We start from the raw sequence: 12,016 nt of genomic DNA on the forward strand, positions 1-12,016 counted from the left end.
CAGCGCCTCGCCCATCGGGGTTCCCGGGCCCACCTCGGTCAGACGGGCGTCGTGTGACGAGGCGGGACGACCGTAACCCGTACCGGTGTCCGGACTGGGAGAGGTGGCAGTCATGGTGCGCTCCTTGGAAAGCTCGGCAGGGGGCGGCGGCACGGCTGAGTGCCGTGGTCGAGGCTGTTCGAGCGGCCGACGAGAGTTCGCCAGGGAGACTCTCGGATGCTTTGGAACATCAACTGGGTCACGCTGATATTTCAGCCTGGTGCGTCCACGAAACATGCCCGAAAAGACTTTGTCAAGGTCTGCTCACCGGCCCGTCGATCAGAGTTGCCGGTGTGTTCGCCGAGCCGGGGCGGTACGGTGCCGCGGCCGCGGCCGCGACCGTCGGGGGAGGCGGCCGGGCCTCTCGCGCCGAGTCGATGTCCGGCACGGGGTGGGGCGCCGTCCCGTCGGCGGCCGGCGGTTGCCGCACTGTGTGAACCCGTCACTCGCCAGGCGGCTCGGTGCCGGTCCGTGCCGAGTAGTGAGGTGCCGGTCACGGTCGGCGCGGCATGACTCTCGACGGTCGGACGGAGGGCTTCAAACGGGCCGGGTGGCCGACTGCTGCAGCGGCACGATCTCCGTGCTGGTGACCGACGGCCATCGTGCGAGTGTGCGCAGGACACGGCTGTGCGACTGGCGGATGTACTCGCGGGTGAGTTCTGCGGCCCTCTCGCCGTCGCGGCGGCCGACGGCCTCGCTCCAGCCCGCCACGTACTGAGGGGAGACGGAGAAGATCAACACAGAGTCGTTGAGGAGTGACAACACCCGTCGCAGTTCGCCGGCCACGGCGCGGTACGCATTGACGATGTAGGGATTGTCCGTGGCGTTCACCAGCACCGCGAACGCGTCCTCCGAGACCGCGAGCCACACCTGGGTCAACTCGGGGCCGGGCATGTCGGTGGTCGCCTGCTGCACGAACTGCTCGAACCCCGCGACCGCGCGCTCGAGTTGTTCGCGGGCGACTCCGGTGATGCCGCGGCGCACCGTCTCCGGGCCGAGCAGCTCCCAGAAGGTGAACAGGTCGTCGACTCCCTTGAGCGTCATCGGTTTGACCTGGTATCCGCGGCGAGGCTGGGTGTGCACCAGCCCTTCATGGTCCAGCCTTGTCAGCGCTTCGCGGATGGCGGAGATGCCCAGCTTGGTCTCGGCGGCGATCTGGCGCTCGGTGATCCGGTGGCCAGGGGGGAGGCGACACGAAAGGATGTCCTCGCGGAGGCGCTGGTAGGCGATCTCGCGCAGCGGAACTGCCTCAGGCTCGTAGACGGCCACGATGTGTCACCTTCGTCTGTAGGTAACGGTCTCCGTTTGCCACATCGTTTCGAAGTTAGCATCTCTCACGTGCGCAGTGCTACGTCAAGTAGGTCGATCTGCCATGTCAGATGCCATCCCGTCGGTGTAGGCGGTCTGCGCGCGATTGGGTCGTCGTTTCGCTGTGGTGCTGGGCGCGATGGTGTGCCGCAGGGGGGTCGATGGCTCTTCTCCTATGAAGTGTCACTGGCTATACTTTGATACATCAGATGTTCATGTGTGGCTGTCGGCTCGACTTGCCGGCGCTGAAGCCGCAGAGCAGGAGGGCCGTCCGATGCCGGATGCAGTGCCTGGCGCCACCCCGACCACCGGTGGATCGCGGATGACCACGCGCGTCGCGGTGCCGCTCCGGACCGCGTTCAGAGAGGCCATGGCCTTCGTGTGCTCGCCGGTCGCGGTGATCACCACCAGAGGGCATGGCCTGCCGTACGGAACCACGGTGAGCGCCTTCACGTCGCTGTCCATGGATCCGCCCATGGTGCTGGTCTCCCTCGACCGGCGCTCGCAGCTGCTCGGGGTCGTTCGTGACAGCGGCACGTTCGGAGTCAATATCCTCGGCAGCGCACAGGCCGGTCTCGCGGCGCACTTCGCGCGTAAGGGCGGAACGGGGAAGTTCGCCGATGTCGTCTGGTACGACGACTCCGGGCTGCCGCGCCTTCCCGGCCTCGCCGGATTCCTCGGCTGCCGGGTGGCCGGCCTGGTCGACGGCGGCGACCACATCGTGGTGCTGGGTGATGTCATTGCCGCGGACAGCACCCCCGGGACGCCCTTGACCTACCACAACCGTGAGTTCGGAACGCATGTGAGCCTCAAGGGGGCGTCATGAGCGGTGGCGAGTACCGGGAGTGGCTCACTCCTGCTCCTGCGACGGCGAACGGCCCCGGGCTCGTACCAGCCCGGGGCCGTTCGGTCGGTCGATGCGGCTCCTCACTGCCTCCGAGCGCCCGTCATTCGGGTGACGGCGCGGCGAACCGTCCGGTGATCACCGCGCGCGCGAGCGTATGCGTCCAGAGGTTGAACCCCAGGTACGCCGGAGTGGCGCCCCGGTTCAGGCCCAGCTCCGCCACGTCGACCGCGTGGACGGCGATGTAGTAGACGTGCTCACCGGTGCCGGGAGGCGGCGCCGCTCCGACATAGCGCTTCAGCCCCGCGTCGTTGGCCAGTTGCCACGCACCCTCCGGCAGGCCGGAGTCGGACTCGTCGCCCGCCCCGGTCGGCAGTTCCGTCACCGATGCCGGGATGTCGGCCACCGCCCAGTGCCAGAAGCCGCTCACCGTCGGCGCGTGCGGGTCGTACACGGTGACGGCGAAGCCCTTGGTCTCGGCGGGGAAACCCGACCAGCTCAGGTGCGGTGAGGTGTCCGTGCCCCCGATCCGGCCGCTGACCTGCGCGATCGGAAGAACTCCGCCGTCCTGCACGTCGTTGCTCTTCAGCGTGAACGCAGGAGCATTTCCGAGCTTGTCGTAGGGGGATTCCATGCCTGTGCCTTTCATGTCTGGGTTTCCTGTTCGGGCGCGGACACGCACCTGCTGGGGCGCCGGCGTGTGCGGTCGGCATCGGATGGCGTGGCGCCTGTCGCCGTCATGCCGCGACGGCGGTCCCCAGGGACAGCCGAGTGGCCGAGGGGACCGCCATCACGGGCGGACTGCGGGGACGCTCTTCCGTGGAGCCGGTTCTGCGATATCAGGCCTCCTCGAGGGCCGCGAGTGCCGCCAGCACCTCCTTCGGCGGCGACGACGCCGCCTCCACGCCGGGTATCGCCTGCGCCGTCACCTCCTGCTGCAGGGGCACGTCCGCGAGCGCTGCCTGTAGATCCTGCGGGGTCCAACGGCGCTCGGCGTTGTTGAGGTGCCGGCTCACAGTCCAGCCGTCGAAGACGGTCAGATCGTCCCCGAGGATGCCGAAGACCCGGCCGGTGTAGGGGCAGAGTGGAGACGCGAGATACGTGGCGACGGCCGCCACGTTCTCCGGGGCCATGCGGTCGAAGCCCTCTTCGACCGGCTTCATGAGATCGGGGGCGACGGTCGCGCTGACACGTGTCCGGGCGGCCGGCGCCAGAGCGTTGACGCGGACACCGAGCTCGGCGAGGTCCAGTGCGCAGGAGATGGTCAGCGCGGCCACGCCGGCCTTCGACGCGGTGTACATGGGGTTGCCGGGCCAGGGGATGAGCCCGACGGCGGACGAGGTGTTGACGATCCGGCGCCCCGGCTCCGGCCCGGTCTCGCGCCAGTGGGCGGCCGCCCAGTGGGAGAGGGCGGCGGTGCCGGTGAGGTTCACCGCGATGGTGCGCTCCCAGTCGAGCCGCGAGATGACGTCGATGGGTCCGAAACGCGATATGGCCGCGTTGTTGACGACGATGTCGAGTCGTCCGAACGATTCGAGTGCCGCCCGCACGACGACGCCGGCGCCGTCCCAGTCGGAGATGTCGGTGGTGTCGGCCACGGCACGGCCGCCGGCGGCGACGATGGCCTGCGCGACCTCATCGGCCGGTCCGCTGTTCGACCTGCCTTCGCCGCTGAACTCCGCTTCACCGAGATCGTTGACGACCACGGCCGCACCCTCGGCGGCCAGTGCCAGGGCGTGCGCTCTGCCTATGCCGCGACCGCCGCCCGTGACGATCGCGACCTTGCCCTCAAGCAGTGCCATTTTTCCTCTCACTTTCCTTCATGTCGACGGCATCGGGGCCACGCGGCTTCCGGGCGGCCGCCGGCTGCGGCGCGGGAACGAGAGACTCCGAGACGGTCGCCGGCATCGCGCTGTCACGCCCGTGACACGGCCGACCGACAGCGCCCGCCCCGAAGTCGGGACGGACAGAACGTCCCGACGTGACGCGTACATCGGGCCGTCGGCCGAGACTTGGCGACGCCAGGCACGGTCCGCTCTGGAACATCAAAAGACTTTATCTGAAACTTCAGAGTGATGCCCATGAAACATTCATGAAGGGCCCTTGTCAAGAGCCGCTCCTGTGTGAGTCGGCCCCTCGCCGGTGGCCTCGAAGCGCGAACGGCGGAAGAGGCCGGGAAGCGTCGGTCGCCATGCCGGAAGGCGCCGGTGGTCGGGCGGTTGCTGTCGTCGCGCGTGGCGAGCGGCGTCCGTCGGGACGGCGTCCGATATGACGCACGCGGCGGCGCACTGAGGGGCTCGCTCGCCGACCCGCGTCCTGATACATCAAGTCTCACGTGACAAGTACTTATCCGGACTGGTTGACATCTCAGATGGCTTGCCTGATATTTCGAGAATTCCACCGCGTTTCAACGACGATTCGTTCGGAGGATCTCCCTTGAGCTCGTCCACTCCCGTCCCCGTCGGCGCGGACTCACTCCGCAGCGCCGGATGGACTCCGCGACTTGTCCTGTCCCTGATTTCCCTGCTCTGCCTGGTCGAGTCGGCGGCGTTCGCCAACATAGCCACCGCCACCGCGGTGCCTCGGATCATCGGGCACTTCAACACCACTCAGGGCGGCTGGCTGGTGACGGTCACCACGCTGGCCGGAGCCGCCTCCTCCCCGCTGTTCGGCAAGCTGGCCGACCTGTACGGCAAGCGCCGGATGATCCTGGTCGTGCTGGTCCTGGCCTGTCTCGGCGAGATCATCGCGGCCACCGCTCCCGTGTTCGGGGTGATGATCGTCGGGCACGTTCTGCTCGGTGCGCTCACCGCTCTGCTGTTCCTGTGTTACTCGCTGATCCGGGATGTCTATCCGAAGAGGCTCGTTCCCTTTGCGGCCAGCGTGTCGGTGACGGGCATGGGCCTGCTGCTGGTGGGCGCGCCGTTCCTGATCGGCGTGCTGATCGATCACTTCGGATTCCGCTCGGTGTACGTGTTCAACTTCGCGTGGCTGGTAGTGATGGGGGTGGCCATGGTGCTGACCACGCCCGAGACGGGCGTGCGCCGTCCCGCCCGCCTGGACGTGCTCGGTGCGCTGATGCTGGCCGGCGGTGTCACGTTGATCCTGCTGCCGGTGAGCAAGGCCACCGAGTGGGGGTGGGGCTCGGTCCGGGTCGTCGGCCTGCTGATCGGCGGGGTGGTCGTGCTCGCGGTCTACGCCCTTGTCGCGCTTCGGACCCAGGAACCGGTGCTGGACCTGCGGGCTCTGTTCCGCCGGACCGTCCTGTTCGGGGTACTGGGCGGGGGTATGGGCAACAGTCTCGCGCTGGTGATGACGATCCTGCTGGCCATGCTGGCCATGACGCCGCGGCAACTGGGCGGCACCTACGGCCTGGGCTACACGGCGACCGAGTACGCCTTCGTGACGGCGACGTTCGCCCTTGCCAGCGTGGCGGGCGGCCTCCTGGTCGGCTTGGTGGCCCGGCGGACCGGTGCCCGACGGCTGATGTATCTGGGCCTGGGCCTGCTCGCCGGCGGATCGCTGGTGCTGATGTCCGCGCACGACACGCTCGGGAAGATCCTGACCGGTTGCGTGATCGTGGGTCTGGGGAGCGGTCTGGCGATGGGCGCCATGCCGATCATGGTGATCGGGGGTACGCAGGAGTCGGAGCAGGGGGCGATGTCGTCGGCCGGCGGGCTGAGCGCGGGCCTCATCGGCGCCGCCATGTCCACCCTGGTGTTCGCCATCATGACGCCTACCGCGAAATCACCGGCGCCCGGTGTGCTCGTCTACGGTGACTCGGGTATCTCGAACGCGCTGCTGGCTGTAGCCGGGGTCGCCTTCCTGTCCCTGCTCATCGGTGCGATCTTCCTCCGCCCTCGTGACGGTGGCGCGGAGGAGAAGCGGGCGATGGCGCTCGCCGAGGAAACCGCGCTACCCGCGTGAGGTGACTCCCGTGGTGACGGAGGGGGCCGCGGAGCCGACGGCGCCCGCGGGCCTCTCTGGGACTACCGGCCGGGGTGGAGCCCGAGCGAGCCCGGCGTGGGCGCGCCCTGAACCTCGCCGAAGTAGAGGGCGAAGGTCTGCCTCCGGCATTCTGCCTCGGCCCGGTCCGCCATGAAGTGGGGGAATCCGTCGATATGGGCGTTCGGGTACTCCCAGATCCCTTGAGTCCGCCCGGCGGAGTGATGTCGGTCTGCACCGACCAGCCGCTGGCGGATTGTTCCCGCACGGCCCGCGAGAGTTGCCGGTTGAGGTAGAGCTCGGCTGCGGCCGGGTGCTTTGCCCGGGTGAGGATCGCCGCCCGCTGTCTCCATGCCATGAACGGATGGCCGTCAGGCGCGGCCCACTGGACACCAGGCGCGACGGGTGCGGTCAACGAGCCGGCGCCGCCGATGCCGATCAGCTTCTGCTTGCCCGAGACCGCGAAGATCGCGGTGAAGCTGCCTCGGTCGAGGAGGCGATGGCGCCCCGCCATCGCGGGTCGACCAGATCCCGCGATGTGACGGGACCACCGCTGCCGAGGGTCTGGTCGTACAGGTAGCTGAGGCGAAGACCCCGGTGCTCACCCAGGCACCGTCCGGGTCCCTGAACCCGGTGTGCAGAGCGGTGAGGTCGGCCGGTGAACCGCTGTCTGTCGCATCGCGACAGACCGGGCGCCAAGGGCGCGACGCCTCCTGGTTCGCGAACGAGGCGCGCTCCTCGTCGACCCTTGCTCCATCGCCGAAGGCCGTGGCCGGGGCAGGGTCAGACCGCGTCGACGTCGACGGGCAGGGCGGCGGCGACGGCCTCCGCGGTGAGGCGGACCTTCTCGCCGTACGGTGCGAGGAGCTCGGGAGACACGCGGCTCTTCGGGCACGAGACGGACAGCGAGGCGATCGGGCGGCCGTGTCCGGGGCGGATGGCGGCGCCGACGGAGACGACGCCTGCTTCGAACTCCTCCTGGCAGACGGAGTATCCGGCCTCGGCGATGCGGCGGAGCTCGGTCCGCAGCCGGTCGGGGTCGGTGAGCGTGTTCGGGGTGACGGCGTGCAGGCCGCCGGCGATGTACGCGTCCACCTCGTCGGGTGGCAGGGCGGCGAGGACGGCTTTGCCGTTCGACGTGGCGTGCAGTGGTCCCCGTGCCCCGAGGGGTGCGACGGCCCGGACGGGCTGGAGGCTGTCGACGCGTTCGACGAGGACGACTTCCCGGCCGGTGGGAACCATCAGGTGCACCGTTTCGCCGACTTCGCCGCCGAGTTCCCGCATCATGGGCAGGGCGATGGACCGCAGCCCGCCACGGGCGCTGACGGCGCTGCCGACGACGAAGGCGCGGACCCCGACCTGCCACCGGCCCGTGCTCGCCTGCTGTTCGATCCATCCGGAATCCGCGAGGGTCGTCAGGCTGCGCTGCACGGTGGTCTTCGGCAGACCGAGGGCGCGGGTCAGCGCGCTCAGCCCGACCGGCTGGTTGACCGCCACGGCCTCCAGGACCTGCAGTGCGGTGGTGACGCTCCGCATCGTCCTCCCCTCGTTTCCAGGTATCTCACTGGGCGACTCTCCCGCGATGGTCCCACATCGGCGGCGCGGCGCAGCGGAGGTGTCCCGCCCTGGACGGGGCCGTCGGACCGGTCCGCCGGGACGGTGTGGACCCCTCGTCGAGCACCGGAGGGGTTCGGCTCCGCAGTCGTTCCCGTGCGGCGCGGGACCGTCGGGCCCCCGGAACACCGGGCGCATTCCCTTGACGCTCCCGGAATCCCGTGCCTAAGTTTGCCACTGGTCTCCCTGGCGGTTCATTGGTCCGCCATGTGGACCAATAAGAGACGGAAGGCCACCATGACAGCGACAGTGGAGTCCGCCGGGTCCGGTTCGGCGTTCCTTCGGGGCGTGCGGGTCCTGGATGTGACGGGGGCCCTGGCCGGCCCCTACTGCACAACCGTCCTTTCCGACCTCGGCGCGGAGGTTCTCAAGATCGAGCCGGTCACGGGTGACCGCATGCGCGCACGGCGGATGGGCCCGGACCGCAGGCCGATCCCCTTCGATCTGACGCATCGTGACAAGGGAAGTCTCGCGGTCGACATGAAGTCGTCCGCGGGCGCCGCCATCGTGCGGTCCCTGGCACGGCGCAGCGATGTCCTCGTGGAGAACTTCCGGGCCGGCGCGATGGCGCGGCTCGGGCTGGGCTACGAGGATCTGCGCCCGGAGTGTCCCGACCTCGTCTACTGCTCCATCTCGGGCTTCGGGCAGTTCGGGCCGATGCGGGACGCGAAGGGCATCGACCTGATCGCGCAGGCCTACAGCGGGCTGCTGTCGGTCACCGGGACCACGGACGGGCGGCTGGCCAAGGCGGGGTTCCCCGTGTCCGACGTGGGGACCGGCATGTGGGGCGCGATCGGAGTCCTGGCCGCCCTGCTGCGCGCACGTGCCGGTGGCGGCGGAGCGTACATCGACGTCGCACTCGCGGACTCGGTGGCCGCCTGGTCGCTGTGGGAGGTCGCCGACTATGTGGCGACCGGTGTGGAACCGGCCCCGCTGGGCACGGCACACCGCCTGGCCGCCCCCTACGAGGCGTTCACCTGCCAGGACGGCGCCACCCTCGTCCTCGGTGCGGTCGACCGGGCCTGGGAGGCGCTCTGCGCCGTCCTGGAGATCGACCTGCGCGACGATCCGCGCTTCGCAACGGAGTACGAGCGGTTCCTGCACCGGGAGCCGCTGGCGGAGATCGTTCAGGCACGCATCGCCACGGCTCCCCGGGATCACTGGATGGGCGTGCTCCGCACGGCGGGGGTCCCCTGCGGTCCGGTCAACGGCATCGGCGACATCGTCACCGATGAACAGTTCGCCGTCCGGGGCCTGTTCGTGCACGACGAGGACCGCTTCGCGCAGCCGACGATCGTGAACACTCCCATCGTCGCCGACGGGGCGCCGCGCGCCCGTGGCCCTGCGCCCGGAGTCGGCGCGGACACGGTCACGGTTCTCACCGGACTGGGATACGACGACGAGCGCATCGCCGCCCTGGTCGAGGCCGGGGTCGTCGGTGTGCCCGATGCCGGCGAGGCCGTGACCGGCGGCGCTCGCGCGGGGACGGAGGCCGCCACCGCTGCCGACCGCAACGCAGAGGCACGGAAATGACCAGGAGGGTACCTTCATGACCACTGCGGCACGCACGTCACCGGCGGACTGGACGGACGGTCTCGGTCTGGCCCGGGTCCTGCACGGCGCCGGCCCCGTGGTCGCGCTGTGGCGGGACGGAGCGGCTGACGCACGCCTGGCTCTGGTGGACGACCAGGTGTTCGAGGACCTGCCCGCGCTGCTCGAAGCGGCCGGGGGCGACCCGGCGGCCATCAGGGCGGGCGCCGTGATCGACGCGCCGGACCATCGGCTCCTGAGCCCGGTCGGACGACCGGGCAAGGTCATCTGCGTCGGGCAGAACTACCTCGCGCACGTGCGCGAGGGCGGCCGGGACACCGGACCTGCTCATCCCGACCTGTTCCCGAAATGGCACACCTCGCTGGCGGCCCCCTTCGCCGACGTGGCGCTGCCACCGGAGTCGGACCAGATCGACTACGAGAGCGAACTCGCGGTGGTCATCGGCACACGTGCGCGAAGGATCGCTGCCGACGACGCGGAGGGCGTCGTCTTCGGGTACACCGCGGCCAACGACGTCTCGGTCCGCGACTTCCAGTTCCACACGACGCAGCGGGTCGCCGGCAAGGCATGGGACGGTCTCACCCCCCTCGGCCCGGTCGTCGTGCCGGCCGCCGGACTCGGCGGCGCACGGCCCGACCTCGCCATCAGGGGCACGCTCGACGGTGAGGTGCTCCAGGACGACCGCACCTCCTCGCTCCTGTTCGGAGTGCCGGAGCTGCTGGCGTACATCACCACGGTGATGACCCTGGAGCCGGGTGACCTGATCCTCACCGGCACCCCGTCCGGGGTGGGGTTCGTGCGTGAGCCGAAGGCCCTGCTGCGCCACGGCTCGCGGTTCGAGGTGCGTATCGAGGGGATCGGCGCATTGCGCAACCGCTTCGTGGACGAGAAGACCGGATGACCGGCCGGACGACCGCCGCGACCACCGCACCGGGCATCCGCACCGCGGTACGGGACGCCGTCGCCACCGTAGAGATCAGCAATCCGGCGCGGCACAACGCGCTGTCCGTGGCCATGATGACCGAACTCGCCGTCGCGCTAGGGGCGATGGACGAGGACCCGGAGGTGCGCGTGGTCGTCCTGCGGGGCGCCGGTGAGCAGGCGTTCGTGTCCGGGGCGGACATCAGCGAGTTCCCGGGCCTGCGGGACGACGCCGCACGACGGGCGGCGGACGAGGCGGCCACGACGCTCTTCACCCGGCTGTCCGCGCTCACCGTGCCCGTCATCGCCCGTATCCACGGCTACTGTCTGGGCGCGGGCATGGCCCTCGCCCTGGGCGCGGACCTGCGCTGCGCGGACACCCGCGGCGTCCTGGCCATCCCGGCCGCCCGGCTGGGCGTCGGGTACCCCCTGGAGCAGACCGCCGCACTCGTCCAGACCGTGGGACCGGCCGCCGCGAGCGACCTGCTGTTCACCGGCCGCCGCGTCCCGGCCGCCGAGGCACACGCCATGGGGCTGGTGGACCGGCTCGCCGAGCCCGGCGAACTGGGCGAGGCCGTCGACGAACTCGCCGCGACCATCGCGGCGAACGCACCCCTGTCGGTGCGCGCCGCCAAGGCGTCCGTACAGGCCGTTCGCCGTCTGGGCGAGGGCGACGAAGCGGCAGGCAGCGCCGCGCTGGGCCGCGCGATCGAGGCCGTCGCCCGCTGCCGCACCTCGCACGACCTCCAGGAGGGCGCCCTCGCCTTCCTGGCGAAGCGGTCCCCGCGTTTCGCGGGCCGCTGACATCCAAAAGGGAAGACCGACGACGGGAGCACCCCGGCATGGGGACATCACTGAAGGGCCGGACCATCGTGATGTCCGGCGGAAGCCGTGGCATCGGACTGGCCATCCTCACCGCCGCGGCCCGCGAGGGCGCCAACGCGGTGTTCCTCGCCAAGACCGACGCACCCGACCCGAGACTGCCCGGCACCGTGCACACGGCGGTCGCCGCGATCGAGGCGGCCGGTGGCTCCGCCGTCGCCGTGGTCGGCGACGTCCGTGAGGAGGCCGACGTCGAGCGTGCGGTGGCCACCGCGGTCGACCGGTTCGGAGGTGTCGACATCTGCGTCAACAACGCCAGCGCCCTCGATGTGCGCGGCACGGGGGAACTGCCCCTCAAACGCTTCGACCTCATGCAGTCGATCAACAGCAGGGGCACGTTCCTGCTGACCCGGTCCTGCCTGCCGTACCTGAAGCGGTCCGACCAGGCCCATGTTCTGACCCTGTCGCCGCCGCTCAACCTCACCCCGCGCTGGCTCGGCGCCCACCCCGGCTACACCGTCTCGAAGTACGGCATGACGCTGCTCACCCTCGGCTGGGCGGCCGAGTTCGCCGGGGACGGCATCGCCGCGAACTGCCTCTGGCCGCAGACCCTGATCGCGACCGCGGCCGTGTCGAACGTCCTCGGCGGTGAGGAAGCCGCCTCCCGGTCGAGGAGCCCCGAGATCATGGCGGACGCGGCACTCGCCGTCTTCTCACGCCCACCGCGCGAGCGGACCGGCGAGACCCTCATCGACGCCGACGTCCTGGCCGAGGCCGGTGTCACGGACCTGGCGCAGTACGGCGGGGGAGCGCATCCGGAGCTCGACTTCTTCGTGGATCCGCCCCAGGCGGGGTGATCGCCCGGGTGTGCGGCCGGATGCGGAACTGGTAGCCCTTGGGCAGGCCGAGGGCGGCGGCCGCCTCGTGCTGGCCCTGGTCTACGGAGAGGATTCCGCCGCGGACCACTTCGGC

The 12,016-nt window shown here is 70.2% G+C and carries 10 protein-coding genes; 6 read left to right on the plus strand and 4 right to left on the minus strand.

Features of this window, described 5'->3' with window-relative positions; genetic code table 11:
• Nucleotides 1-576: 576 nt before the first annotated feature.
• Nucleotides 577-1,308, minus strand: coding sequence for a GntR family transcriptional regulator (locus tag ABZ464_RS51340; protein WP_359289801.1), 732 nt, complete (start codon nt 1,306-1,308; stop codon nt 577-579).
• Between the two features lie 256 nt (nt 1,309-1,564).
• On the opposite strand from ABZ464_RS51340, the gene ABZ464_RS51345 reads away from it, so the two are divergent.
• The gene (locus tag ABZ464_RS51345) at nt 1,565-2,173 is read left to right on the plus strand and encodes a flavin reductase family protein (protein ID WP_359289803.1); all 609 of its coding nucleotides are present in this window, start codon (nt 1,565-1,567) and stop codon (nt 2,171-2,173) included.
• A gap of 121 nt (nt 2,174-2,294) precedes the next feature.
• Here the strand turns inward: ABZ464_RS51345 and ABZ464_RS51350 are convergent, their stop codons facing one another.
• Nucleotides 2,295-2,840, minus strand: coding sequence for a YbhB/YbcL family Raf kinase inhibitor-like protein (locus tag ABZ464_RS51350; RefSeq protein ID WP_359289805.1), 546 nt, complete (start codon nt 2,838-2,840; stop codon nt 2,295-2,297).
• A 190-nt stretch (nt 2,841-3,030) separates the two neighbouring features.
• A complete protein-coding gene (locus ABZ464_RS51355) occupies nt 3,031-3,993 on the minus strand; it encodes an SDR family NAD(P)-dependent oxidoreductase (protein WP_359289807.1) in 963 nt (320 codons plus the stop codon).
• Nucleotides 3,994-4,627: 634 nt separating this feature from the next.
• On the opposite strand from ABZ464_RS51355, the gene ABZ464_RS51360 reads away from it, so the two are divergent.
• The gene (locus ABZ464_RS51360; RefSeq protein ID WP_359289809.1) at nt 4,628-6,118 is read left to right on the plus strand and encodes an MFS transporter; all 1,491 of its coding nucleotides are present in this window, start codon (nt 4,628-4,630) and stop codon (nt 6,116-6,118) included.
• Between the two features lie 801 nt (nt 6,119-6,919).
• On the opposite strand, the gene ABZ464_RS51365 is transcribed toward ABZ464_RS51360, so the two are convergent.
• On the minus strand, nt 6,920-7,672 hold the full coding sequence (locus ABZ464_RS51365; RefSeq protein ID WP_359289811.1) for an IclR family transcriptional regulator: 753 nt from the start codon (nt 7,670-7,672) through the stop codon (nt 6,920-6,922).
• 315 nt (nt 7,673-7,987) lie between these two features.
• On the opposite strand from ABZ464_RS51365, the gene ABZ464_RS51370 reads away from it, so the two are divergent.
• From ABZ464_RS51370 to ABZ464_RS51385, 4 genes are read left to right on the plus strand one after another with little or no spacing between them, the layout of a single operon-like run.
• A complete protein-coding gene (locus ABZ464_RS51370) occupies nt 7,988-9,283 on the plus strand; it encodes a CaiB/BaiF CoA-transferase family protein (RefSeq protein WP_359289813.1) in 1,296 nt (431 codons plus the stop codon).
• A 16-nt stretch (nt 9,284-9,299) separates the two neighbouring features.
• Nucleotides 9,300-10,202 (plus strand): fumarylacetoacetate hydrolase family protein, encoded by a 903-nt coding sequence (locus ABZ464_RS51375; RefSeq protein WP_359289815.1) that lies wholly within the window; start codon nt 9,300-9,302, stop codon nt 10,200-10,202.
• Nucleotides 10,199-11,026, plus strand: a complete 828-nt coding sequence (locus tag ABZ464_RS51380) for an enoyl-CoA hydratase-related protein (protein ID WP_359289817.1) — start codon at nt 10,199-10,201, stop codon at nt 11,024-11,026. Before ABZ464_RS51375 ends, ABZ464_RS51380 begins: the two co-directional genes overlap by 4 nt.
• 38 nt (nt 11,027-11,064) lie before the next feature.
• Complete coding sequence (locus tag ABZ464_RS51385; RefSeq protein ID WP_359289819.1) at nt 11,065-11,901, plus strand: NAD(P)-dependent oxidoreductase; 837 nt, start codon at nt 11,065-11,067, stop codon at nt 11,899-11,901.
• Nucleotides 11,902-12,016 lie beyond the last annotated feature (115 nt).

The organism is Streptomyces sp. NPDC005820, from assembly GCF_040630255.1.
In the GTDB taxonomy this organism is placed as follows: domain Bacteria; phylum Actinomycetota; class Actinomycetes; order Streptomycetales; family Streptomycetaceae; genus Streptomyces.